The sequence below is a fragment of the Brevundimonas sp. MEB006b genome (assembly GCF_030209705.1).
Lineage (GTDB): Bacteria > Pseudomonadota > Alphaproteobacteria > Caulobacterales > Caulobacteraceae > Brevundimonas.
The window spans coordinates 60,859-85,707 of the sequence record NZ_JARVRL010000004.1 but is presented as its reverse complement, the minus strand read 5'-3'; the positions used below and the strand labels follow the sequence as shown (position 1 = coordinate 85,707).

General features: G+C 67.1%; 25 protein-coding genes. 13 read left to right on the top strand and 12 right to left on the bottom strand.

All coding sequences use genetic code 11. The features are described from left to right. Nucleotide 1: 1 nt before the first annotated feature. From pgl to QRN13_RS05795, 10 genes are read right to left on the bottom strand one after another with little or no spacing between them, the layout of a single operon-like run. Nucleotides 2–718 carry a 6-phosphogluconolactonase gene (gene pgl, locus QRN13_RS05840; RefSeq protein ID WP_284877201.1) on the bottom strand — a complete coding sequence of 239 codons (717 nt, stop codon included), beginning with the start codon at nt 716–718 and terminating at the stop codon, nt 2–4. Then, complete coding sequence (gene zwf / locus QRN13_RS05835) at nt 711–2,171, bottom strand: glucose-6-phosphate dehydrogenase (RefSeq protein ID WP_165115448.1); 1,461 nt, start codon at nt 2,169–2,171, stop codon at nt 711–713. Before zwf ends, pgl begins: the two co-directional genes overlap by 8 nt. 48 nt (nt 2,172–2,219) lie before the next feature. Continuing rightward, nucleotides 2,220–2,843 (bottom strand): bifunctional phosphoribosyl-AMP cyclohydrolase/phosphoribosyl-ATP diphosphatase HisIE, encoded by a 624-nt coding sequence (gene hisIE, locus QRN13_RS05830; protein ID WP_066623899.1) that lies wholly within the window; start codon nt 2,841–2,843, stop codon nt 2,220–2,222. After that, nucleotides 2,840–3,607: an imidazole glycerol phosphate synthase subunit HisF gene (gene hisF, locus QRN13_RS05825; protein ID WP_284877200.1), complete on the bottom strand. Its 768-nt coding sequence runs from the start codon at nt 3,605–3,607 to the stop codon at nt 2,840–2,842. Before hisF ends, hisIE begins: the two co-directional genes overlap by 4 nt. After that, nucleotides 3,604–4,341 (bottom strand): 1-(5-phosphoribosyl)-5-[(5-phosphoribosylamino)methylideneamino]imidazole-4-carboxamide isomerase, encoded by a 738-nt coding sequence (hisA, locus tag QRN13_RS05820; RefSeq protein WP_284877199.1) that lies wholly within the window; start codon nt 4,339–4,341, stop codon nt 3,604–3,606. Before hisA ends, hisF begins: the two co-directional genes overlap by 4 nt. Next, nucleotides 4,335–4,937: an imidazole glycerol phosphate synthase subunit HisH gene (gene hisH, locus QRN13_RS05815; RefSeq protein ID WP_284877198.1), complete on the bottom strand. Its 603-nt coding sequence runs from the start codon at nt 4,935–4,937 to the stop codon at nt 4,335–4,337. Before hisH ends, hisA begins: the two co-directional genes overlap by 7 nt. Further along, nucleotides 4,934–6,370 carry an imidazoleglycerol-phosphate dehydratase HisB gene (gene hisB, locus QRN13_RS05810; protein ID WP_284877197.1) on the bottom strand — a complete coding sequence of 479 codons (1,437 nt, stop codon included), beginning with the start codon at nt 6,368–6,370 and terminating at the stop codon, nt 4,934–4,936. Before hisB ends, hisH begins: the two co-directional genes overlap by 4 nt. Then, nucleotides 6,367–7,674, bottom strand: coding sequence for a histidinol dehydrogenase (gene hisD / locus QRN13_RS05805; protein ID WP_284877196.1), 1,308 nt, complete (start codon nt 7,672–7,674; stop codon nt 6,367–6,369). The genes hisB and hisD overlap by 4 nt, the downstream gene beginning before the upstream one ends. Next, nucleotides 7,674–8,555 carry an ATP phosphoribosyltransferase gene (gene hisG, locus QRN13_RS05800; protein ID WP_284877195.1) on the bottom strand — a complete coding sequence of 294 codons (882 nt, stop codon included), beginning with the start codon at nt 8,553–8,555 and terminating at the stop codon, nt 7,674–7,676. Before hisG ends, hisD begins: the two co-directional genes overlap by 1 nt. A 10-nt stretch (nt 8,556–8,565) precedes the next feature. Further along, nucleotides 8,566–8,856, bottom strand: coding sequence for a YerC/YecD family TrpR-related protein (locus tag QRN13_RS05795; protein WP_284877194.1), 291 nt, complete (start codon nt 8,854–8,856; stop codon nt 8,566–8,568). Nucleotides 8,857–8,936: 80 nt separating this feature from the next. Between QRN13_RS05795 and QRN13_RS05790 the strand changes: the two genes are divergently transcribed. From QRN13_RS05790 to QRN13_RS05735, 12 genes are all read left to right on the top strand, one after another. Continuing rightward, the gene (locus QRN13_RS05790) at nt 8,937–10,145 is read left to right on the top strand and encodes an NAD(P)/FAD-dependent oxidoreductase (protein ID WP_284877193.1); all 1,209 of its coding nucleotides are present in this window, start codon (nt 8,937–8,939) and stop codon (nt 10,143–10,145) included. An 80-nt stretch (nt 10,146–10,225) separates the two neighbouring features. Continuing rightward, the gene (locus QRN13_RS05785) at nt 10,226–11,647 is read left to right on the top strand and encodes a circularly permuted type 2 ATP-grasp protein (protein WP_017504409.1); all 1,422 of its coding nucleotides are present in this window, start codon (nt 10,226–10,228) and stop codon (nt 11,645–11,647) included. Next, nucleotides 11,647–12,585, top strand: coding sequence for an alpha-E domain-containing protein (locus QRN13_RS05780; protein ID WP_112863549.1), 939 nt, complete (start codon nt 11,647–11,649; stop codon nt 12,583–12,585). The genes QRN13_RS05785 and QRN13_RS05780 overlap by 1 nt, the downstream gene beginning before the upstream one ends. A 2-nt stretch (nt 12,586–12,587) precedes the next feature. Continuing rightward, entirely contained in the window at nt 12,588–13,430 is an 843-nt protein-coding gene (locus QRN13_RS05775; RefSeq protein ID WP_284877192.1) for a transglutaminase family protein, read from the top strand. 61 nt (nt 13,431–13,491) lie between these two features. After that, a complete protein-coding gene (locus QRN13_RS05770) occupies nt 13,492–14,277 on the top strand; it encodes a proteasome-type protease (protein ID WP_055752837.1) in 786 nt (261 codons plus the stop codon). 95 nt (nt 14,278–14,372) lie between these two features. Beyond that, the gene (locus QRN13_RS05765; RefSeq protein ID WP_284877191.1) at nt 14,373–16,733 is read left to right on the top strand and encodes a TonB-dependent receptor; all 2,361 of its coding nucleotides are present in this window, start codon (nt 14,373–14,375) and stop codon (nt 16,731–16,733) included. Nucleotides 16,734–16,808: 75 nt separating this feature from the next. Continuing rightward, nucleotides 16,809–17,495, top strand: a complete 687-nt coding sequence (locus tag QRN13_RS05760) for a Fe2+-dependent dioxygenase (protein WP_284877190.1) — start codon at nt 16,809–16,811, stop codon at nt 17,493–17,495. 67 nt (nt 17,496–17,562) lie between these two features. Continuing rightward, nucleotides 17,563–18,240 (top strand): PepSY-associated TM helix domain-containing protein, encoded by a 678-nt coding sequence (locus QRN13_RS05755; RefSeq protein ID WP_284877189.1) that lies wholly within the window; start codon nt 17,563–17,565, stop codon nt 18,238–18,240. 11 nt (nt 18,241–18,251) lie between these two features. Continuing rightward, the gene (locus QRN13_RS05750; RefSeq protein ID WP_055752840.1) at nt 18,252–18,764 is read left to right on the top strand and encodes a DUF2271 domain-containing protein; all 513 of its coding nucleotides are present in this window, start codon (nt 18,252–18,254) and stop codon (nt 18,762–18,764) included. An 11-nt stretch (nt 18,765–18,775) separates the two neighbouring features. Continuing rightward, complete coding sequence (locus tag QRN13_RS05745; protein WP_284877188.1) at nt 18,776–19,576, top strand: DUF4198 domain-containing protein; 801 nt, start codon at nt 18,776–18,778, stop codon at nt 19,574–19,576. A gap of 10 nt (nt 19,577–19,586) precedes the next feature. After that, on the top strand, nt 19,587–20,693 hold the full coding sequence (locus QRN13_RS05740) for an FAD:protein FMN transferase (RefSeq protein ID WP_284877187.1): 1,107 nt from the start codon (nt 19,587–19,589) through the stop codon (nt 20,691–20,693). Further along, entirely contained in the window at nt 20,690–22,054 is a 1,365-nt protein-coding gene (locus QRN13_RS05735; protein WP_284877186.1) for a sulfite reductase subunit alpha, read from the top strand. The genes QRN13_RS05740 and QRN13_RS05735 overlap by 4 nt, the downstream gene beginning before the upstream one ends. Before the next feature lie 21 nt (nt 22,055–22,075). On the opposite strand, the gene QRN13_RS05730 is transcribed toward QRN13_RS05735, so the two are convergent. Then, nucleotides 22,076–23,473 (bottom strand): UDP-N-acetylmuramate--L-alanine ligase, encoded by a 1,398-nt coding sequence (locus QRN13_RS05730; RefSeq protein WP_284877185.1) that lies wholly within the window; start codon nt 23,471–23,473, stop codon nt 22,076–22,078. A gap of 69 nt (nt 23,474–23,542) precedes the next feature. On the opposite strand from QRN13_RS05730, the gene QRN13_RS05725 reads away from it, so the two are divergent. Next, entirely contained in the window at nt 23,543–24,379 is an 837-nt protein-coding gene (locus QRN13_RS05725) for an LD-carboxypeptidase (RefSeq protein ID WP_284877184.1), read from the top strand. A 222-nt stretch (nt 24,380–24,601) separates the two neighbouring features. On the opposite strand, the gene QRN13_RS05720 is transcribed toward QRN13_RS05725, so the two are convergent. Next, nucleotides 24,602–24,823 (bottom strand): transcriptional regulator, encoded by a 222-nt coding sequence (locus QRN13_RS05720; protein ID WP_335621854.1) that lies wholly within the window; start codon nt 24,821–24,823, stop codon nt 24,602–24,604. Between the last annotated feature and the right edge of the window lie 26 nt (nt 24,824–24,849).

Genomic DNA, 24,849 nt, shown 5'->3' with positions numbered 1-24,849 from the left:
TTCAGCCTTCCTCCGTCCACAAAACTTCAAGGGGAACGCCGGCAGCGATCAGGGCGGCGATGGGTTGGATCTTCGGATCGCCCTTGGCCTGCTCTTCGACGACACGACGCTTGGCGCCGCCTTTCAGGCCCAAGATCACCCGGCCCGCAGACATCAGATAGGGCAGGTTGATCGACAGCCGTTCGAGCGTCGGCGCCATGCCGTCGCGCCCATGCGGCACGCCCAGCACCGTGGGCTTCAGCGTCGGGGTCAGCAGGGTCTTCAGCGTCGGGCTTTCGGGGAACATGGAGCAGATATGGCCATCCTCGCCCATGCCCAACAGCACCGCATCGAACCGCCCGCCGGCATCGGCCAGGACCTTGGCCGCCACGATGGCCGCCCGGTCCACGGTGATCTCGGGCGTATAGAGCGGGATGAAGCGCGCCGTCGCCGCCTTTTCCTGAAGAAGCACGTCGCGGATCAGACGGGCGTTCGATTCCGGCGAGGTCTCGGGCACATAACGCTCGTCCACCAGGGTCACGGCGATTTTCGACCAGTCCAGATCGGTCGCCGCCAGGCGGCGGTAGACGGGCGCGGGCGTCGAACCGCCGGGACCGGCGAACAGGGCCTGCCCATGGTCGCGGACGGCCGCGCCAAGAGTTTCGGCCAAACGCGCGGCGATGGCTTCGGCCCAGGCCTCGACGGAGGCGAAGGCTTCGATGGCGGGGGTCTCAGACATCGGTCGTATTCCAGTCGCGGCCGGTGCGGGCCATCAGCATGTCGGCGCTGTCGGGGCCCCAGGTTCCGGCGACGTAGTCGTCGGGCTTCAGGCCGGATTCGGCCCAGGCCTCGGACACCTCGTCCACCCATTTCCAGGCCTGCTCGGCCTCGTCGCGTCGCACGAACAGGGTCGAGTCTCCGGCCATCGCATCCAGAAGCAGCCGCTCATAGGCGATGCGGCGACGCGGCGGGGCGGCGGATTTGCCGTCTACACCCCACGACAGGCTCATCTTGATCGGCTGCAACTGCATGCGCTGATCCAGGCCTGGCCGCTTGTTCATCACCGTCAGAGAGATGTCTTCCTCGGGCTGCAACTCGATGATCATCCGGTTGGCCTGAACCTCGCCACGGTCGTCGCGATCGAAGATCGAGTGGGGCACCGGCTTGAACTGGATGACGATCTCGGTGCGCTTCTCGGGCAGGCGCTTTCCGGTCCGCATGAAGAAGGGCACGCCGGCCCAGCGCCAGTTGTCGATGTCGGCGCGAACGGCGACGAAGGTTTCGGTGTCCGACGGCTGGCCGCGCTCCTCGTCATAGCCCTTGGCCGGCTTGCCCTCCGAGACGCCCGCCACATACTGGCCCCGCACGGTCACGCGCTCGACCTCGTCCACCGTGACGGGCCGCAGCGACCGCAGCACCTTGACCTTCTCGTTGCGCACCGAGTCGGGGTCCAGGTCGCTGGGCGGCTCCATCGCCACCAGACACAGCAGCTGCAGCATGTGGTTCTGCAGCATGTCGCGCAGGGCGCCGTATTCGTCATAGTAGGGCCAGCGATCGCCGACCCCCACCGTCTCGCCGATCGTGATCTGCACGTGGTCGATAGACAGGTTGTTCCACAGCGGCTCGAAGATCGTGTTGCCGAACCGCAGAGCGATCAGGTTCTGGACTGTCTCCTTCCCCAAATAGTGGTCGATGCGGAAGACCTGGTTCTCGCTGAAGGCGTGGGCCACGGCGTCGTCGATTTCGAGGAAGGACTTCAGATCGCGCCCGACCGGCTTTTCCAGCACGATGCGGCAGTTCTTTTCGGCCAGACCCGCCGCCTTCATCGCCGTGACGATGCGGGCATAGAGCGAGGGGGATACGGCCAGGAAGGAGGTGACCTCGCCGTCGCCGACCTTGTCCTTCAGCGGCTTCAGGCTTTCGGGCGAGGTGGCGTCGACCGCCAGATAGTCCAGGCGGGCCTTCATCCGCGACCAGCTGGCTTCGTCCCAGACCTTGTCCGCCTCGGCGCGCGCCTTCACCGCCTCGTGCACCTTGGCGATATAGTCGTCGGCGCTCTCTTCAGAGCGCGCGGCGCCGATGATCTTCAGCCCTTCAGGCAGCAGGCCGTCGTGTTCGAGGAAATAGAGCGACGGCAGAAGCATGCGCATCGCCAGATCGCCGCCGCCGCCAAACAGAATGAGAGCCGCCATGTCTTGTCCCTCGATGATCCCATTTGTCGGGACGCACGCCTTTACGGTCTAGCCGCTGTCTTTGGCCGCTTCCGCTCGCGAGGCCAACACGTCCAGCACGTCCTGAAACACCATGTTACGGGCATGGAGAAGAACGAGCAGGTGATAGATCAAATCCGCAGCCTCGCTGGCGAGTTCCTCGTCCGGGCCGGCGACGCCGGCCAGAGCGGTCTCCACGCCCTCCTCGCCGACCTTCTGGGCGATGCGTTTGGGCCCCTGTGCGATCAGTCGGGCGGTCCAGCTTTCGGACGGATCGGCGGCGGCCCGTTCGGCGATGGTTCGCTCCAGCCTGGCGATCCGACCCAGGCCCGGCGCGTCGGCCTCTCCGAAACAGCTCGTCCGGTTCAGGTGGCAGGCGTTTCCGACCGGCCTGACGCCCAACACGATGGCGTCGGCGTCGCAGTCGGCCGTGATGGAGACGACGTAAAGCCGGTCGCCCGAGGTCTCGCCCTTCCTCCAACGCCCCCCGCGCGAGCGCGAGAAGAAGGTGGCCTCGCCGGATGCGATCGTCTCGTCCAGCGCAGCGCGATCCATATAGGCCAGGGTCAGGACCTGCAGCGTGGCGGCGTCCTGCACCACGACGGGGACCAATCCGGCGCCCTTGGCGAAGTCGATGGTGTTCGGGTCGATCACAGTCTCATCTCCAGGCCTTCGTCGGCCAGGTATTGTTTCAGGTCCGGAATGGCGATGGCGCCGGTGTGGAAGACGCTGGCGGCCAGGGCGCCGGAGACGTCGGCCTGCTCGAACACAGCCTTGAAATGCTCGGGCGCGCCAGCGCCGCCCGAGGCGATCAGGGGGATGGTCAGGCGTGCCCGTGCGGCGGACAGCTGCTCGATGTCATAGCCGCGCCGAACGCCGTCCTGATCGATGCAGTTCAGCACGATCTCTCCGGCGCCCAGGCTCTGCGCCTCGTCCAGCCAGTCCAAGGTGCGTTTGCCGGCATGACGGCGTGCATCGGGGTCGCCGGTATATTTGTGGACCACCCAATCGCCGTCTTCGAACCGGCTATCGACGCCGACGACGACGCATTGGCTGCCCAGCCGCGCCGCCATGTCCGCGATCAGTTCGGGCCGTTCCAAGGCCGGGGAGTTGATCGAGACCTTGTCCGCTCCGTGGTCCAGGCAGCGCGCCGCCTGATCCACGCTGCGAATGCCGCCGGCGACGCAGAACGGAATGTCCAGCAGTCGGGCGATGTCCTTGATCCAGCCGTAGTCCAGCGTCCGGCCCTCGGGACTGGCGGTGATGTCGTAGAAAACGAGTTCGTCGGCGCCCGCATCGCGATAGCGGGCGGCCAGCTCGGCCGCATCGCCCATGTCGGTGTGACCGACAAACTTTACGCCCTTGACCACCCGGCCGTCCTTCACGTCCAGGCAGGGAATGATCCGCCGCGCCGTCACGAGCGTTTGGCCGCCGCGATCGCCTCGGGCAAGGTGAAGCAATTCTCGTAGAGCGCGCGTCCGACGATGGCGCCGTGACAGCCCAGCGCCTTGACCGCAGCGATGTCGTCCAGCGAGGAAACGCCGCCCGAGGCCTGCAACACCAGATCCGGCCGACGGCTGCGGATCTCGGCCAGCAGCTCTAGGTTCGGCCCGGTCAGAGCGCCGTCACGACCGACATCGGTGACCAGCAGGTGTTTGGCCGTCCCCTTGGGATACCGATCCAACGCCTCCCAAAGCGTCATGCCCGAGGACTGGGTCCAGCCCTTGAGCGCCGGGACCGGCACGCTGTCCTCGATCTTGACGTCCAGGGCCAGGGTGATGCGCTCGACGCCGAAGGTTTCCAACCAAGTCGCTACCGCCTCAGGTTGGGTCACAGCCAAGGAACCTACGACGACGCGCGACACGCCGGCGTCCAGCAGCTTTTTCACGTCGTCGGCGCTGCGCACGCCGCCGCCCGACTGAACCTTGACGTCGATGGCCTGGGTCAGTTCACCGATCAAAGCATGCTGACGCGCCTCGCCTGCCTCGGCGCCGTCCAAATCTACGATGTGAATCCACTCCGCGCCCTCGGCCGCGAAGGTCGTCAGGCGGGCGGCCGGCTGCTGGTCGTAATGCGTCACCTGGGCGAAGTCGCCGTGCATCAGGCGCACGCAGACGCCGTCCTTCAGGTCGATGGCGGGATAGATCAGCATGACAGGCCCAGGAAGTTCTTGAGGATGGTCGCCCCGGCCTCGGCCGAGCGTTCGGGGTGGAACTGACAGCCCCAGCGGTTGGCGGATCGAACCGCAGCCGGAACGACGCCGCCATAGTCGGCGCGCGCCAGGGTCGCCGGTCCGTCGGGACAGACGAAGCCATGGACGAAATAAGCATAGGCGCCGTCGGCGACGCCCTCCAGCAAGGGGTCGTCGCGGTCGCGCGTCAACCGGCTCCAGCCCATGTGCGGCACCGGCAGATCGCCCGCAGGCCTTAGCCGGGTCACCGCGCCGGGAATGAGGTCCAGCAGATCGACGCCGTCGCCCTCGTCGCTCGATCCGAACAGCAGTTGCTGACCCAGGCAGACACCCAGCAGGGGGCGTGGGAAGGCGCGGATCGGCTCAATCAGACCCAAGTCCGACAGGCGCTTCATGGCGTATCCGGCCGCGCCTACGCCGGGCAGGATGACCCGTTCAGCCTCGGCGATCACCGTCGGATCGTCGGTCAGGCGCACGGTCGCGCCCAGCCGCTCCAGCGCGAACCGGACCGAGGCGACATTGCCGGCGCCGTATGCGATGACGGCGACCTCGGTCACAGCACACCTTTGGTCGACGGCACGGCGTCGCCCTCGACCCGGATGGCCTGGCGCAAGGCGCGGCCGAACGCCTTATAGACGGCTTCGGTCTTGTGGTGGTCGTCCTGGCCCGTGACCTTGATGTGCACGGCCGCGCCCATGGCCTCGGCCAGAGACCGGAAGACGTGGGCGGTCAGGTCGGTGCGGTATTCGCCGATGAAGGGGGTCTCGAACGTGCCCTCGAACAGCGGATACGGGCGGCCGGAAAGATCGATCGAGACGGTCGCATTCGCCTCGTCCATCGGCAGGACGAAGCCGTAGCGGGCGATGCCCTTGCGCTCGCCCAGCGCCTGTTTCAGCGCCTGGCCCAAGGCGATGGCGCTGTCCTCGATCGTGTGGTGCGGATCGGTGTGCAGGTCGCCTTCGCATTGCAGACGCAGCGAGAAGCCGCCGTGGGCCGCGATCTGCTCCAGCATGTGATCGAAAAAGCCGACGCCGGTCTGGATCTTCACCGGACCGGGCGCATCCAGATCGACGGCGCAGACGATGCGGGTTTCCTTGGTGTCGCGCACGGCCTGACCAACGCGGGCGGGCCGGCGCTTGGCCGGCGTCAGGCCGAAGGCGGCGAGCAGCCGGTCGTTGACCTCGGACTTGATCGAGATCGGCAGGCGCAGACGCTCGCCGGACAGATCGGCCTCGACGCCGTAGGCTTTCAGACCAGCCAGGGCGGCGGCAGGCTCCTCGGGGCGAGCCATGATGATGGGACCGACGCCCGGTTCGACCGGCATCTGGCGACCCAGTTCGCGCACAACCCGTTCGCGCTCGCGCCGGACCGAGGCGATCCGCTCGGCAGTCTCGATCATCCGCGACGGATCGAGCGCCTGCATCGCCAGCCGAACCAGCGGTTCGGGCAAGGCGTAGGGTTCCAGCACCGACGCCAGACGCGCCAGGGTCTGGGCTTGCGCGATCGCCGCGCCGACACGGGCGCCGGCCAATCCATAGGCCAGGGACAGGCTGCGCAGCACGATCAGGTTCGGCTGATCGGCGACGACGGTCACGGCCGAGACGCTGTCGGAGAATTCGATCAGTCCCTCGTCCACCACCAGCAGGGCGGGGGCGACGCGGGCAACCATTTCGCCGACGGCTTCGGGCGAGCCCAGGGCGCGGATGACGATGATACTTTTCTCTGGGGCCGTTTCGCCCTTGGCCGGATAGATGGCGGCGAGACTGTCATAGGGTTCGGCCTTCGGGGCCTCGACCGATCCGCCGTCGCGGGCGGCGAGGCGCCAGGCCAGTTCCAGCCCGTGGGTCAGGCCGCGCACCGGCAGCACCTGTTCGGCAGGCACGCCATAGACGGCGGCCATGCGAGCGGCGAGGGCGGAGGCGTCGTCGGGATAGCGATCCAGACCTTCGCCGCCGGAAACCAGCGGCGGATAAGGGGCAGGCAGGGTCATCCTTCGGCCCTCAGATCGGCAGCGCGGGCGTGGGCTTCCAGGCCCTCCATCCGGGCCAGACGGGCGGCGATGGGCGCCAGCTGACGGGCGCCGGCCTCGGTCACCAGCTGGACCGACATGGTGGTCATGAAACTGGCGGTGGTGACGCCGCCCAGGGTGCGGGCGCCGCCGTCGGTCGGCAGGACGTGGCTGGGACCGGCGGCGTAGTCACCCAGCGTCTCGGCGGCGAACCGGCCGACGAAGACGGCCCCGGCGGCCTTGATCGAATCGACCAGCGGCTCGGGATCGTCGATCTGGATCGCCAGATGTTCGGGGCCATAGAGGTTGGCGACTTCCGCGGCGGCGTCGAGGTCGCGGACCAGGATGGCGCGGGCCTCATTCAGAGAAGCGCGGGCGATGGCTTCGCGGGGCAGGGTTGCGACCTGCACCTCAACCTCGCTCAGGATGTAGTCGATGGTGGCGCGGCTGGTGGAGACCAGCAGAACCTGCGCATCCGCATCGTGTTCGGCCTGGCTGAGCAGGTCGGCGGCGGCGATCTCGGGCGCGGCGTCGCGATCGACGATGACCATCAACTCCGACGGGCCGGCCGGCATGTCGACGGCGGGACCGCCCGGCAGGGCGCTCGCCTGCTTCTTGGCCTCTGCCACATAGGCATTGCCGGGTCCGAACAGCTTGTCGCAGGCCGGGATGACCCCGTCCTCCAGTTCGACGCCGAAGGTCAGGGCGGCGATGGCCTGGGCCCCGCCCATCAACCAGATGGCGTCCAGCTCCGCCTCAGCGGCGGCCAGGATCATGGCGGGGTGGATGCCGCCGACCTTGTTCGGCGGCGTCACGGCGACGCGCTGGCCCACGCCCGCGACGCCGGCCGGAATGGCCAGCATCAGCAGCGACGAAAACAGCGGCGCGGTGCCGCCGGGAATATAGAGGCCGGCCGAGGCGATGGGACGCCAGGCCAGTTTGGACCGCACGCCGGGCGTCGTCTCGACGAAGGGGGTGTCCTCGGGCCGGGTCGCCTGGTGGAAGACGCGCACATTGTCGGCGGCCATACGCAGGGCGCGCACGTCGCCGGGCGGCAGGGCGTTGCGCGCCTCGGCGACGGCCTCGGGCGTGATGGCGATGCGACGGGGCGGCGCCTTGTCCAACTTCAGGCACCAGTCGGTCACGGCCGCGCCGCCGCGCTGGCGCACGTCGTCCAGGATGGTGCGCACGACCTCGGTCACGTCGCCGGCGGTGCGTTGGGCCGGGCGGGCGAGGGCGGCCGTCTTGCCGGCGGCGTCGAGGGAAGACCAGTCGATGCGTTTCATCACATCATCTTCTCGATCGGGAGAACTAGAATGGCCGAGGCGCCGGCGGCCTTCAGCTTCTCAAGCGTCTCCCAGAAGACGGCCTCCTGACAGACGGCGTGGACGGCGACCGCATCGTCGCGACCCATCAGGGGCATGACAGTGGGCGAGCCGGCGCCGGGCAGGATGGCGGTGATCTCGTCCAGGGCCGAGCGTGGGGCGTTCAGCATGACGTATTTGGCGCCTTGCGAGGACACCACGCCCGCCATCCGCTCGATGACGCTGTCCAACAGCTGCTGCAAGGCGGGCTCGGGCGCCACGGGCGACTGGATCAGCACGGCCTGGCTTTCCAGAACCGTATCCTTAGCTCCCAGGCCGTTGGCCTCCAGCGTCGCGCCGGTCGAGACCAGGTCGCAGATGGCGGCGGCCAGTTTCAGCCGGGGCGCGACCTCGACGGCCCCGCGCATCACGACGATGTCGGCCTTGACCCCGCGTTCGTCGAGGAAGCGGCGCAGAATTTTGGGATAGGAGGTGGCGATGCGCAGACCGTCCAGCGAGGCCGGGCCGTCGTAGGACAGGGTCGGAGGCGTGGCGATCTTGAGCGTGCAGCGACCGAAGCCCAGCGGCATGACGATCGAGGCGTTCTGCCCGCCGTTGCGGCCCTCCTCCAGCACATTCTCGCCGACGATGCCCAGATCGCACACGCCGTCCGCCACGAAGGTGGGGATGTCGTCGTCGCGGACGCGCAGCAGGTCGATCGGATAGTTCTCGACCCGGTAAAGCAGGTCGTTGTGACCCTTGACCCATTTCAGGCCCGCGTCGCGGATCAGGTCGAGGCTGCGGTCGGCCAGACGGCCGGATTTCTGGACGGCGATGCGAAGCCGGCCCTGCACGGTGCTCATGTTCGGATACTCAGTTCTTGTTCTTCAGGCGGTCCAGGGCGAGGCGATAGCCCTGATGCGGCATGTCTTTCAGATAGCGGGCGACGCGAACGACGGTGGTGGGGCTGGCATGGGCCTCTGCGGCGATCTCGCGATAGGATTTGCCGCCGGCGTCGAGCAGGCGCGCGACCTGCCAGCGCTCGGAGAAGGCGCGCAGTTCCGCAGGCGTGCAAAGATCGGCCAGAAAGGCGTCGATCTCGGCGCGCGTCTGCATCGACAGCAGGGCGTCATGCAGGTCGTCACAGGCGGGCGGGGTCGTCATGCGCGTTCCACTATGCTGTAACGATGGAACGGTCAAGGGGGGAGGAGACAGATCGTGCGTGGCGCACTATCTGCGTCGTCATGACCAAGGTTCTCATCATCGGCGCGGGACACGCTGGCGGCTCCGTCGCGGCGTTCCTGCGGCAGTATGGGCATGAAGGCCCCATCGTGCTGGCGGGCGAGGAGGATGCGCCTCCGTATCAGCGGCCGCCCTTATCCAAGGCCTGGTTGAAGGGAGAGGCGGATCTGGAGGCGCTGCTGCTGCGGCCTCTGAGTTTCTACGCCGAGCAGACCATCGACTTCCGACCCTCGATGGTCGCCGTGTCGGTTGATCCGGCAGCGAAGACGGTCGTCTTTGAGGACGGGTCGTCGGAGACCTACGACAACCTTGTGCTGGCGACCGGTTCGATGGCGCGCAAGCTGCCGGTTCCGGGCGGGGATCATCCCGATCTGCTGGAACTGCGCACGATGAAGGACGCCGAGCGGCTGAAAGCCGTCCTTGGGCCCGGCAAGCGTCTGGCGGTCGTCGGCGGCGGCTATGTGGGGCTGGAGGCGGCGGCGTCGGCGCGGGCCCTGGGAGCCGAGGCGGTGGTGATCGAGCGCGCGCCACGCGTGCTGGCGCGGGTGGCGTCCGAGACCCTGTCGGCCTTCTTTACGGCGCAGCACCGGGCGCACGGCGTCGAAATCCTGACCGACGCTGAGGTGGTCGCCGTGGCCCGCGACGGCGTGAGCCTGGCCGGCGGATCGGTGGTGCGGGCGGATGCGGTGTTGGTGGGCGTCGGCGCCTTGGCGTGCGACGCTCTGGCGCGATCGGCCGGCCTGACCTGCGACGACGGCGTGGTGGTGGATGCCGAGGCGCGCACCAGCGACCCGGCGATCTTCGCCATCGGCGACATGACGCGACGACCGATTCCGGTCCACGGCGGCGTGCATCATCGGCTGGAAAGCGTGCCCAACGCCCTGGAGCAGGCCAAACAGGCGGCCGCCGCCATCGTCGGGCGGGCCGGACCCACGCCCGAAGTGCCGTGGTTCTGGTCGGACCAGTATGACGTCAAGCTTCAGATCGCCGGCCTGCCGTTCGACGCCGACCGACAGGTGGTGCGCGGCGACCCGACGGCGTCGGGCTTTGCTGTCTTCCATCTGAACGGCGACCGGATCGTCTGCGTCGAGGCCGTCAACGCTCCGCCCGAGTTCATGGCCGGCAAACAGTTGATCGCCAAGGCGACGCCTGTGGACGTGGACAAGCTGGCCGATCCGGCGGTGTCGATGAAGGCGGTGGCCGTCGGATAAGGCGTCGCCGCAGTGCAACAAAACTGTTGCGCTTTACGTTCGTGACCGTTCAAGCTGCGACTTCAACGCGGCGGGGGCGGATGACGAGAGCTTTCGACGAAATGAATGGCGGCGGATCGGGTGCGATCCGCGACAGCTACAAGACGCTGGCGGCGTGGCTGGAAAACGCGCCGGCCGATCTGCTGCAGGCGCGCTCGCGCCAGGCGGAGCTTTTCTTCCGCCGTATGGGGGTGACCTTCGCCGTCTATGGCGACGAGGAATCCAACGAGCGGTTGATCCCCTTCGATGTCGTGCCGCGCATCATCGGCGCAGACGAGTGGGGCGGTCTGGAAAAGGGGCTGAAGCAGCGGGTCACCGCCATCAACGCCTTCCTGAAAGATATCTATGGCCCGCAGGACTGTATCAAGGCGGGCATTGTCCCGGCCGATCTGATCCTGACCAATCCGCATTATCGGCCGGAGATGCAGGGGCGTCGTCCACCGGGCGACGTCTGGTGTCATATTTCGGGCGTGGATCTGGTGCGCACGGGCGAGGACGGCTTCTATGTTCTCGAAGACAACTGCCGCACGCCGTCGGGCGTCTCCTATATGCTGGAGAACCGCGAGATGATGATGCGGCTGTTCCCCGACCTGTTCGCGGAACACGCCGTGCGGCCCGTCGAGATCTACACCGACATGCTGCTGCGCTCGTTGCAGGCCTCGGCGCCGGCAGGGGCAGGGGCGGACCCGACCATCGTCGTGCTGACGCCCGGTCCCTTCAACTCGGCCTACTATGAGCACAGCTTCCTGGCCGACAAGCTGGGCGTCGAGCTGGTTCAGGGCACGGACCTGTTCGTCAATGACGACACGGTCTTCATGCGCACGACCGAGGGGCCCAAGCGCGTCGATGTCATCTATCGCCGCATCGATGACGACTTCCTCGATCCCCTGACCTTCATGCCCAACTCCACCATCGGGGTGCCGGGGCTGATGTCCGCCTATTTCGCTGGACGCGTGACCCTGGCCAATGCGGTCGGGACGGGCGTGGCCGACGACAAGGCCGTCTATACCTACATGCCCGAGATCATTCGCTTCTTCACGGGCGAGGATGCGATCCTGCAGAACGTGCCGACCTGGCGCTGTCGCGAGCCGGACGCCCTTAAGGAAGTGCTGGATAAGCTGCCGGAACTGGTGGTCAAGGAAGTCGGCGGATCGGGCGGCTACGGCATGCTGGTCGGGCCGACCTCGACAAAGGCCGAGATCGAGGATTTCCGCGCCAAGCTGATCGCCGATCCCGACGACTTCATCGCCCAGCCGACGCTGAGCCTGTCGACGGCTCCGACGCTGAACGGCGGTGCCCTGTCGCCCCGCCACGTCGATCTCAGGCCGTTCGTCCTGTCCAGCCCGGCCGGGGTGCGCGTCGCGCCCGGCGGTCTGACGCGCGTGGCGCTGAAGGAAGGGTCGCTGGTGGTGAACTCCAGCCAGGGCGGCGGAACCAAGGACACCTGGGTGCTGGACAACTGATGCTTTCACGCACCGCAGACAGCCTCTATTGGACCGGCCGCTACATGGAGCGGGCGGACTTTCTCGCCCGCATTCTGGAGGCGGCGATCCGTCTCGCCGCCCTGCCGGCGAAAGATCAGGCCACCGTCACCGCCTGGGCCGGGGCCATCGCCTCATCGGGGGTCAAAGCCGGCTTCGATGCGACCGGCCGGACCGTGTCGGAAAAGTCCGTGCGGGAATATCTGGCCTTCGGCTTCGACAATCCGACCTCGATCAAGGCCTGCATCACCAAGGCGCGGACCAATGCGCGCTCGGTGCGCACCGCCCTGACCATCGAACTGTGGGAGGCGATCAACGGCGCCTGGAACGGTCTGAACGAGCTGGGCGAACCGACCAAGCGCGACGACTTCACCAACTTCCTCGACTTCGTGAAATCGACATCCCTGGCGGTCGAAGGCGCCTCGTCGCGGACCATGCTCAGGAACGACGCCTACTGGTTCCTGCGACTGGGCATGGCGATCGAGCGGGCCGACAACACCGCACGCCTGCTGGACGTTAAATATCACCTGCTGCTGCCGCCCGGCGAACGGGTGGGGGGGCAACTGGACTACTTCCAGTGGACGACCCTTCTGCGCGAGGTCTCGGCATTGACCGCCTATCGCTGGGTTTACCGCGAAAGCGTGCGGCCCTGGCTGGTGGCGGACCTCTTGGTGCTGAACCGCCAGATGCCGCGTTCGCTGGCCTCGTGCCAGGGCATGATCGTCAGCTATCTGGAGAAGCTGGCGACCGATTATGGCCGGCGCGGCCCGGCGCAACGGCTGGCCTCCAATCGCCTGAGCCAGTTCAACGAGGCCAAGATCGAGGACATCTTCCAGTCCGGCCTGCACGAATACATCCAGGGCTTCCTGAACGAGAACAATGCCTTGGCTGCGGCCGTCCACGAACAGTATCTGGTCTGACCATGCGGATCCGGATCGATCATTCCACCCGCTACGCCTACGCCCGGCCAGCTCGCTTCATCGTCCAGATGCTGCGCCTGACGCCCAAGTCGTGCGAAAGCCAGCAGGTCCGCGACTGGCGGATCGAAACCGATGTGGACGCCCGGCTGCGGCGCAGCGAGGACGCGTTCGGCAACATCGTTCACAGCCTCTACACCGAGCGGCCGACCGACGCCCTGACCATCCGCGTCACCGGCGAGGTCTCGACCGTCGAGACGGGCGGCGTCGTGAAGGGACAGGCCGAGCGCCTGTCACCCATCGTCTATCTGCGCGACACCCCGATGACCAAGGCCGACGCCGGCATCGTCGATTTCGCCCGATCCATCCCTGAGGGCGCGACGCTGGGCCGGATGCATCAGTTGATGGGCGCGCTGAAGGATACGGTGGCGTTCGAGGTCGGCTCGACCTCCGCCTCCCACACCGCCGCCGAAGCGTTCGCCCAGAAGCGCGGCGTCTGTCAGGACCATTCGCAGATCTTCATCTCGGCCGCACGCCTGCTGGGCGTGCCGGCCCGCTATGTTTCGGGCCACCTCAGCCGTCAGGACGGACGCCACGATCAGGACGCCGCCCACGCCTGGGCCGAGGCCTGGGTCGAGAACCTGGGCTGGGTCGGGTTCGATCCCGCCAACGGCATCTGTCCCACCGAACATTATGTCCGGGTCGCGGTCGGCCTGGACGCGCGCGGCGCCACCCCGATTCGGGGCACGAGCTATGGCGGCGGCCAGGAGCAACTGACCGTCGCCCTGAATGTGCGGCCGGTGCCACAGAGCCAGCAACAACTGCAATCCAGTGGATGGCCCCGATAGGCATGACGCGCGAATCTGTTAGCGTCTGGGGATTCGCAACGCGGGGAGCGAATAGAGCGAAGTGACCTATTGCGTAGGCATGCTGGTGGACGACGGGTTGGCGATGATCGCCGACACGCGCACCAATGCGGGCGTGGACAACATCTCGTCCTATCGCAAACTGCACATCTACAAGTCGCCGGGCGAGCGGATCCTGGCGGTCGCGACGGCAGGCAATCTGTCGGTCACCCAGACGGCGCTGGCCATGGTCGCAGCCGGGGTCAAACTGCCGGACTCCACCGAGCTTGAAACGCTACAGACCGCCCCGACCCTTTTCCGCGCCGCCCAGCTTCTCGGTCATGCGATGGCCAGCGTGCGCGCCAGCATCAATACGCCGCCGACGCCGACCGCCGACGGGCTGAACGTCACCGCCTCCATGCTGCTGGGCGGTCAGATCGCCGGCGGCAAGATGGGGCTGTATCTGATCTACGGCCAAGGCAACTTTATCGAGTGCGGGCCCGATACGCCCTATCTGCAGATCGGCGAGCTGAAATACGGCAAGCCCATTCTGGACCGCGCCCTGCACAGCTCCACCTCCCTGTCCGAGGCGGTGAAGCTGGGGCTGATTTCGTTCGATTCGACCATCCGCTCGAACATCGCCGTCGGCCCGCCGCTGGACCTGATCGTCATGCCGCGCGACCAGCTGACGGGCACGGCGCGTCGCATCGAGGCGGATGATCCCTATTTCCGCGACCTGGGTCGGCGCTGGTCCGAAGCCCTGGCCGCCGCCCACCGCGCCATGCCCGATCCGACCTGGTTGGATATCGACACGTCGGCGCCTCAGAGGAGCATCAGCGCCGTTGGCTAATTAAGATTGCGATTTGTTCGCAATTGTCTTGTGCCTTCCTGTGGAGCTGGTTATTGCGAGCGCATCGCAAAATCAGACCAAAAGGTCGCAAGACTATGTCCGAAACCCGCGCCGCCGCGCTTCGCTCGCTTCTGTTCGCCTCCAGCGCCGCCGGCATGCTGGTCGCCGCCCCCGCCATCGCCGCTGACGTGGCCGCCGAGGACGGCGTGGTCGTCACGGCCGACCAGTCCCAGCCCGCCAATCTGGGCACGATTGACGTCAACGGTCAGTTCAAGAAGCCGGCCCCCGTCAGCCCCGAGTTCGTCGCGCCTCTGGTGGACACGCCGCGCGCCGTCACGGTCATCCCCCAGGCCATCATCGAACAGACCTCGGCCTCGTCCTTGCAGGACCTGCTGTCCAATTCCCCCGGAATCACCTTCGGGGCAGGCGAGGGCGGTCAGCCCTTGGCCGATCGTCCCTTCATCCGGGGTCAGTCGTCGGGCAACAACATCTTCGTGGACGGCATCCGCGATACGGGCGGCCAACAGCGCGAGGTATTCAACCTGGAGCAGGTCGAGGTCGTCAAGGGTCCGGACGCCGTCTATTCGGGACGCGGCTCGGGCGGCGGCAGCATCAACCTGGCCTCCAAATCGCCCAAGCTGAACGCCTTCACCAATGTCAGCGCGGGCGCGGGCACGGACGGCTATCTGCGCGGGACGGTCGATGCGAACCTGCCGCTGGGCGAGACCGCCGCTCTGCGCATCAACCTGATGGGCGCCCAGGGCGACGTGCCGGGCCGCGACGCCGTCGACTACGAAAAATGGGGTGCGGCCATCAGCCTGGGCGCCGGCCTGGGCACGCCGTCGTCGATGGTCTTCAGCTACTACCACATGACCAGCGACCAAATGCCGGATTACGGCATTCCGCTGTTCACCAAGATCCAGTCACGCACGACCGACAGCGGCGTTCTGGATGTGCCCTATGACAGCTTCTATGGGCTGAAGGCGCGCGACTACCTGACCAATGAGGTGGATGCGTTCACCTTCAAGGCCGAGCATCGCCTCAACGATTTCGCCACGATCCGCAACGTCAGCCGCTATTCGCAGACGCTGAACGACTACATCGTCACCAACCCCGGCGACGGCGGCTATGTCGGACGCGCGGCGGACGGGACCTACTGGATGAAGCGGGGCACCAAGACCCGCTGGAACCCGGTCACCACCCTGGCCAATGTTACGGATGTCTTCGGCCAGTTCGCCACCGGTTCGATCAAACACAGCTATGACGTCGGCGTGGAGCTGTCGCGCGAGCACAACAGGAACGCCTCCTATTCGACCTACACCACCTCCGGCTCGGCCTGTCCGACCGGTCTGACGCCGGTGTCGGGAACCTATCCGACTGCGGCCAGTGCGCTGGGCGCCGGCGACTGCACCCCGGTCTATAATCCCAACCCTGACGACGCCTGGACCGGCGTGATCAACCGCGGCCCGACCAGTTCGAACACGACCGAAGCCATCGGCGTCTACGCCAACGACAGCATCACCCTGACCGAGCGACTGATCCTGAACCTGGGCGTTCGCTGGGACCAGTATTCGGTCAAGGGCGTGAATGCGACCGCGACCCAGTCGGCCGGCGTCTGGACGACAACAGGCTATACGGCCGTTCCGGAACAGACCTGGGAGTTCACCAACTATCAGGTCGGTTTGGTGTTCAAGCCGACGCAGAACAGCAGCGTCTATGCGTCCTGGTCGACCTCTTCGACGCCGCCGACCATTTCGGCGGGCGACCAGAACGCCTCGGGCGGTACGGGCACGGTCGATGGCGTCGCCAACACCGTTCTGGATCCGGAAGACACCGAAAGCTTCGAGGTCGGCGCCAAGGCCAATGTCTTGAACGACCGTCTCGCCCTGTCGGCGGCAGCCTTCCACCTGACCCGCAAGAACGCCCTGATCCTGGTTGAGCCCAACATCTTCCGTCAGGAAGGCGAGGTCGAGGTCGACGGCTTTGAACTGGGCGTGTCAGGCAGCATCACGCCGAAGTGGACCGTATTCGGCGGCTATACTTACATGGACTCCGAACTGACCAAGGCGGCCGTGGTCGTGTCGGGCACGCCGCCGGTCGCCAGCGCCAATCCGCTGCAAGGCCTGCCGCTGGCCAATACGCCCAAGCACAGCGCCAGTCTGTTCACCACCTATCGCGTCCTGCCCCGGCTGACGGTCGGCGGCGGCGTCTACTACACGTCCAAATCTCTGGGCGGGAACCAGGGCGGCGCGGGCGGCGGGAACAACCGCATCTATGCGCCCGAATGGACCCGCGTGGACGCCTTCGCCGCCTATGATCTGACGGATCGCGCGACGCTTCAGCTGAACGTCAAGAATGCGACGGACGAGGAATACATCATGCGCACCAACGGTATTCACCACGCCGACGTGGCCGCAGGTCGCCAGGCCATCCTGGCCCTGAACCTGCGCTTCTAAAGGCCGCTTCCCCGGCCTAGTCTGACGGCCCCGCAATCCCCCGCGGGGCCGTTTCGTCTTTCAGCGAGAACGCCCGTGCTGCTGCAGATTCCGGAAGTCTTCTCCAAGGCCGAGGTCGCGGCTCTGCGTGCGCGGCTGGACGCCGGGCCATGGGCGGACGGCAACGCCACCTCGGGCCATCAATCGGCGACGGCGAAGAAAAACCTTCAACTGCCCGAGGATTCGGACGTGGCGAAGGAGGTCTCCGCCCTTGTCGTCCAGGCGCTGAACGCCAATCCGATGTTTGTGGCGGCGGCCCTGCCGCACACGATCTTTCCGCCCTTGTTCAACCGCTACGAAGGCGGGGGTGAGTTCGGCCTGCACGTCGACAACGCCATCCGCCAGTCCCGCACCGGCGGGGCGATTCGCATTCGCAGCGACCTGTCGGCGACCCTTTTTCTGTCCGAGCCCGAGGACTACGATGGTGGCGAACTGATCATCGAGGAGATGTACGGGTCGCAGGCGATCAAGCTGCCGGCTGGCGATCTGGTCCTCTATCCGTCCAAGAGCCTGCACCGCGTCACGCCGGTGACGCGCGGGGCGCGGGTGTCGTCCTTCATGTGGATGCAGAGCTTGGTCCGCGACGACGCCGATCGTGAAACCCTGTTCCGTCTGGACATCGCCACCCAGCGCGTGGCGACCGAGAGGGGACCGAAGGATCAGGCGGTGATCGAACTGACCGGCGTCTATCACAATCTTCTGCGGCGCTGGACCGAAGTCTGACGGACAAGGCTCCGCGACGTCGCTAAATGCTATTGCAACCCGTTCGCAACAATGGCACAGCGAGCCCGTGACCGAACTCGCGACACAGCGTCAGGCCGAAACCGCAGCCAAGGGCCCCAAACCCAAGGCGGCGCTAAACAGCGCACGGTCGTTCTGGCTGAAACAGCTGCATAGCTGGCACTGGATTTCGGCGGCGGTCAGCCTAGTCGGCATGATCCTGTTCGCGGTCACCGGCATCACCCTGAACCATGCGGCCTCGATCCCCGGCGATCCGGTGACGGTCGAACAGACCGCGACCTTGCCGACGCCCCTGTTGCAGCGGCTGGCGAGCTTCCCGCAGGAGACGACCGATCCTGTCCCCGACGCTGTCGCGCGGTGGGCGTCCGAGGCGCTCAAGGTCGAGATCGCCGGCAAGCCGACCGAGACGACGGCGGAAGAAGTCTATGTCGCCCTGGCCATGCCTGGCGGCGACGGCTGGGTCACCATCGACCGTTCGACCGGCGAGACCCTGCACGAGAAGACGACGCGCGGCTGGATCGCCTACCTCAACGACCTGCACAAGGGCCGCAACGCCGGGGTGGTCTGGTTCTGGTTCATCGACGTCTTCGCGGCGGCCTGCGTCATCTTCGCCGTCACGGGCCTGGGCCTGATGTTCCTGCACGCCAAGGGTCGGCCCTCGACCTGGCCGCTGGCGGCGCTGGGCCTGCTGATCCCTGTCGTCATCGCCCTGATCTTCATTCACTGACGAGTTTTTCGATGCGCCTTCTTCCCGTCGTCATCACCACCGTCGGCCTCGCGGCCGCCGCTGCGCCCGCCATGGCCGCCGACCTGACGGTGTCGGTCGAGATTCCGCGTCTGAACACCGCCTCGTATCATCGCCCCTATGTCGCGGTGTGGATCGAAAAGCCGGACCAGTCGGCCGAACGCACCCTGGCCGTCTGGTATCAGCAGACCCGGAATAACGAGGGCGACGGCAAGGACTGGCTGAAGGATTTGCGCACCTGGTGGCGCAAGGGCGGCCGGGCCATGAGCCTGCCGGCCGACGGCGTATCCGGCGCCACGCGCGCGCCGGGCCGCCAGACCGTCACCGTGCCCGCCGCACGCCTGCGCAACCTTCAGCCCGGCCAGTACAACATCGTCGTCGAGGCAGCCCGTGAACTGGGCGGACGCGAAGTCGTGCGCGTACCCTTCCGCTGGGGCGCGGCCAACACCGGCGCCGGAACCGGCTCCACCGAACTGGGCGCCGTGCGCGTCGCCGTCTCTCGCTAAGGATCATGACCATGAAGAAGACGATCGCCCTGCTGACGCTGGCCGCAGCGCTGGCCGCCCCCATGGCCGCCCAGGCCCACCGCGCCTGGCTGGCGCCCACCGCCACGACCCTGTCGGGCACGGACGCATGGGTCGGGTTCGACGCGGGCATGTCGAACCAGGTGTTCAACCCCGATCACGCCGCCATGCGCCTGACCGGCCTGACCATCACCGCGCCGGACGGCTCGGCGGTCCAGCCCGAGAACGCCATACAGGGCCGCTATCGCTCGACCTTCGACGCCCATCTGACCCAGAACGGCACCTACAAGGTCGCCAACGTCATGAACGGAGTGATGGCCAGCTACACCCTGAACGGCGAACAGAAGCGCTGGCGCGGCGCGGCCTCGGACTATCCGGCGGGCCTGCCCGAGGGCGCGACCAATGTTCAGGCGACCCGCACCGCCAGCCGCATCGAGACCTTCGTTACCCTGAACAACCCCTCCGACACCGTCTTCAAGACGACCGGCGAGGGGCTTGAGCTGGTTCCCGTCACCCACCCGAACGACCTGGTGGTGGGCGAGCCCGCCACCTTCAAGCTGCTGAACAACGGCCAGCCGGCGGCTGACATCGACGTCACCGTGGCGCGCGGCGGTCTGCGTTACCGCGACAACCCCGAAGAATCGACGGTCAAGACCAACGCCGAGGGCGCCTTCACCATCACCTGGCCGGAAGCCGGCATGTATTGGCTGAACGCCTCGGTCCGCACCGAAGGCCAGGGTGAAACGCTGGGTTCCAACGCCAGCTATGTGGCGGCGATGGAAGTCCTGCCCTAAGCGAAGGGCCATGTCCGACATTCCCCCTTCGCGCGGTTCGCGCGCCGCCCCGCCCACGGTCAATATCGGCGACGCCGCCCCTCTGGGCGACCGCGTCGACAACCGCGTCCTCGTGCCCGCAATCGAAGGCGCGCCGCCTCGTCCGCCCAGCGATCTGATCCGTTCGCTGGTCGGCCAGACCATGGGCACGACCTGGAGCGCGCGCGTCATCGCTCCGCCAGGCGTGGGCGAGGCAGAGATCCGGTCTGCCATCGAAGAGGAACTGGCGACCGTCGTCGGCCTGTTCAGCCCGTGGGAGCCGTCCAGCGAAATCAGCCGCTTCAACACCGCGCCGGCCGGCGTCTGGGCGGTGTCCCAGCCGTTCTGGGATCTGCTGGATGCGGCGATGACGCTGGGCGACGAGACCAACGGCGCGGTCGATCCGACCCTGGGCGCCTTGGTCGATCTGTGGGGCTTCGGCCCGCCCGGACCGCGCTCGGCCTTGTTGCCCGTCCCGTCCGAAGACGAGATCGCCGCGGCTGCGACCGTGTCGGGCTGGCAGAAGCTGAGGCTGAACGGCGATGCGCGCGCGGTGATGCAGATGGGGGGGATGAGGCTGGACTTCTCCGGCATCGCCAAGGGTCATGCGGTGGACCGCGTGTCCGACCGCCTGATGGCCGTGGGCGCGACCTCCCACCTGATCGAGATCGGGGGCGAGTTGAAAGGGCGCGGCGTCAAGCCGGACGCCCAGCCGTGGTGGGTCGAGATCGAGCGGGTCGAGGGTTCGCCTGCGCCCCACACTGTGGCGGCCCTGTTCGATTTGGCCGTGGCGACCAGCGGCGACTATCGCCGCGCGTTCCGCCATGACGGGCGCCTGTATCCCCACACCATCGACGGATCGACCGGTCGGCCGGTCAGCAACAATCTGAGTTCGGTCACCGTCCTCCACGCCTCGGCCATGATGGCCGACGCCTACGCCACGGCCCTGACCGTTATGGGACCGTTCGACGGACCGGACTACGCCGAGGCCGTGGGTCTGATGGCCCATTTCGTCGAACGCACCGAGCGCGGGCCGGTCGAGCGGATGTCGCCGGCCTTCGCCGCCCTGCTCGACGACGACGGAGATCGTCCGGGGTGACAGCCGATCCGCAGCGCTGGCTGTGGGCGGTCGGGGCCTTGGCGCTTTGGCTGGCCCTGATCGCCGTCATTGTCTGGCGGGAGCGCAGAGCCAATGCGGCAGCCCGCGCGCAGTCTGATGCTCTGGCGGGCGCAGGCGAGGGACGGCCGCTGCTGATCGCCTTCGCCAGCCAGACGGGCTTCGCCGAGGAACTGGCGTGGATGACGGCGCGGTCTCTCGGCGATGGCGGCGTGGGCGCGCGGGTGCTGTCTTTCGCCGATCTGGATATGCAGACGCTGAAGTCGACGGACCGCGCATTGCTGATCGTCTCGACGACCGGCGAGGGGGATCCGCCCGACAGCGCGGCCCGGTTCGTACGCAAGGTCATGGGCGAGGCGGCGGACCTGTCCGGTCTTCGCTTCGGCCTGCTGGCGTTGGGCGACCGCAGCTATGATCGTTTCTGCGGGTTCGGCCATGCGGTGGACGGCTGGCTGAGACGCGCGGGCGCCGACCCCCTCTTTGACATGGTCGAGGTCGACAACGGCGAGGCCGGCGCCATCCGCCACTGGCAGCATCAGCTGAACCAGATCACCGGCAGCGTGACGGCCCCCGACTGGACCCCGGCCGCCTACGACCCCTGGCGGCTGGTCGAACGCACCCTGGTCAATCCCGGCAGCCCCGGCGGCGAGGCGTATCATCTGGCGTTCGAACCCGTAGGCGCGTCGCCCGACTGGTCGGCCGGCGACATCGCCGAGGTCGGCCTGCCGGAACGGGACGGCGTCACGCCGGGCTCGCGTGAATATTCCATCGCCTCCCTGCCGTCTGACGGCCGGGTCGAGTTTCTGGTCCGCCTGATGCGCCATCCCGACGGCACCCCGGGTCTGGCGTCGGGATGGCTGACGCAGGATTTGGCGCTGGGCGATCAGATCGGAATGCGCCTGCGCGCGAACCGCAGCTTCTACGGCCCGGCGGACGAGACGCCGATAATCCTGATCGGCAACGGCACGGGCATCGCCGGCTTGCGGGCGCATCTGAAAGCGCGGACGGCGTCGGGCGGGGCCTGGCTGCTGTTCGGAGAACGGACCCAGGCGCACGACGCCTTCTTCGATGCGGAGTTGCAGGCCTGGCTGGCGTCAGGCGTGCTGCGGCGGCTGGACCGGAGCTTTTCGCGCGATGCGGGCGACGGCCGATATGTGCAGGATCTGGTCGCGGCGGCGGCCGACGAGCTTCGAGATTGGATCGCGCGCGGCGCGGCGGTCTATGTCTGCGGCAGTCTGGACGGCATGTCGCAAGGCGTGCATGCCGCGCTGGAAAGCGCACTGGGCGCGGACGTGGTGCTGACCCTGCTGGAAGACGGCCGCTACCGCCGCGACGTATACTGAACCCCGTCCTTGCCGATGGGGCTACTGGCCTAGTCGCCCCAACAGTTCCGCCGCGAAGGTCGACAGGGTGTCGTCGCGCGCGCCCATGACGATGATCCGGTCGCCCGGCTTGGCGATCTCGACGATCCGGTCGCCGCAGTCGGCGCGCGTCGCCAGCGCCTCGGCCTGACGGCCGGCAGCGCGGACGCCGGAGGCGATGTCTTCCGATCCCACGCTGCGGTCGGTGGTGCCGCCGTAATAGACCGGCTCGGGCATCAGCAGCACGTCGTCCTCGCGCATCAGGCCGGCGAAACCGTCGATGAACTCTGACTTCATCAGCTTAAGCGGGCCGAACCCATGCGGCTGAAACAGGATCAGCAGCCGCCCATCGAAGGCGTGCAGGGTCTTCAGCGTGGCCGCGATCTTGTCCGGGTTATGGGCGAAGTCGTCGATGACGGTGATGTCGCCCGCCGTCCCGACGACCTCCATGCGGCGACGGATGCCGGCGAAGGTCTCCAGCGCCTTGACCGCCTCGGCCGTCGGCACGCCCAGCGCCCGGGTCGCGCCCAGCGCCGCCAGGGCGTTGGCGACATTGTGGGCGCCGGGCACGTTCAGAACCACGTCGTGTTCGCTCCAGCCCTCGATCAGCCGGAACCGCATGCCTGTCGGCAGAGGCTGAAGATCATGGGCGGACAGGTCGGCCTTCTCTTCGCCCAGGCCGAAGGTGATCGCCTTGCCAACCGGCAGAGTCTGGACCAGCGCCGCCGTCTCGGGATTGTCCAGGTTCAACACGGCCGTCGTCGCCCGCGCGGTGAAGCCGCCGAACAGGTCGCGCAGCTCCTCCATCGACTTGTGGTCCAGCGAGATGTTCGACACCACCGCCACCGTCGGATCGTAGCGGGCGATCGAGCCGTCGCTTTCATCCACCTCCGACACGAACACGTCGGGCCCGCCGATCAGGGCGCTGGCGAACGGATGGTCGGCGTCGGCGAAGTTCCTCATCACCGCCCCGTTCATGACGGTCGGCTCGCGGCCCGTCTGATGCAGGATCCAGGCGATTATGCCGGTGATGGTGGACTTGCCGCTTGTGCCCGCGACCCCGACCGAGGTCAGGGCGTCGTTGAAGAGTTCACTGAGCAGCTCGGGCCGGGTCTTGATGGTTGCGCCGGCGCGCCTGGCCGCGCCGATGTCGGGCACCGTCTCCTCGATGGCGCCGGTGGCGATGACGGTCTGATCCGCGCGGGTCACGCCCGATCCGTCCTGGGGATACAGGGTCACGCCGTGGGCGCGCAGCCAGTCGAACTTCTCGGGCGTACGGCCCTGGTCCAGCGCCCGGTCCGACCCTTCGATCACGGCGCCGCGCGCCTGGACGATCATGGCCAGGGGCAGCATGCCCGACCCGCCGATGCCGCAGAAGAAATAGGAGGCGTCTTGGTTCATGCCCCCTTAGAACAGGGGATCGGGCCGGTCCGCCAGTAGGGGATCGCAAAAACGACGAAGAAGACGGACGTGACCACCAACAGTTTCAAGATCGGCGTCGTCTGCGCCAGTTCGCGCTTTGCGAAAGAGCGCGCCGAGGCGGTCGAGGCCTGGATGGCGCAGAACCATCCCGACCGCGATGTCGCCGTCGTCTTCCACCCCGCCTGTTTCCTGAAACACGGTCATTTCGCCGGCGACGACCGGGCGCGCGCCGACGCCTTCGTGGAGTTCGCCAACGACCCCCGCATCGAAGCCATCTGGTTCGCGCGCGGCGGATACGGCTCTTGTCGCATCGCTGATGCGGTTATCCCGCGCCTGGACGCCGTCGCCCGCAAGAAGCGCTACATGGGGTATTCCGACGCCGGCAGCCTGTTGGCCGGAATGTACAAGGCGGGGTTCCAGCATCTGGCGCACGGACCGATGGCCTCGGATTCGGTGCGCGACGACGCGACCGCGCGCGGCGCCCTGTCCTGGCTGACTACCGGACGCACCGACTGGATCGAGCCGTCGCTGAAGACCGATCCGCGCCCGGCCGTCGCCTTCAACCTGACCATCCTGAACGAACTGACCGGCACGCCTCTGGAGCCTGATCTGTCCGACCACGTCCTGATGCTGGAGGAGGTGTCCGAGGCCGCCTACCGGATCGACCGGATGATGTTTCACTTGACCAGCCAGGCCAGCATCCGTCGCGTGGCCGGAATTCGCCTGGGACGGGTCTCGGACGTCACGCCAAACGATCCCGATTTCGGCCAGACTCCGGAGGAAATCGTTCGGTACTGGTGCCTGCGTTCGGGCATACCCTTTCTGGGAAGCGCCGATATCGGACATGACGCCGCCAATAAGGTCGTCCCCTTCGGTCGCCCTTAAGGCGAACAACGCGCGACGAAAAGGACACAGTCTCGCCTCTATTCGCTATGGTAAGCCCGCCCGCCTCTCGACACAACGCTGGTCCTGACCTCAGATGCCGATCCGCGAGGCGTTAGGACTTCGTTAGCCAAGGCGTTGGGGGACGCTGCGGTTTGCGCCTTCTGCGATGCGGCGGTTCGTTCGGATATCGGGGGATGCCCGGACGAGCCGCCTGATCGTCCTTTAGCCCAACGCGCCCAGATATCTTTCCCATGCCGCCCGTCCAGTGACGGTCAGGACGACGCGGGTGCGAGGTTTGCGGCCCAGAAAACCCCGTCGCAGTTCAATATAGCCGGCGGTTTCCAGTCGGGTCAGGTGACTGGACAGGCTGTTGTTCGGGGCGGCCAAGGCGAGGGCGAGCTCGGTGAAGTCGGCGGCTTCGGCGGTCGAGAGATAGGCCATCACCCCTGTTCTTAATCGATGGGAAAAGG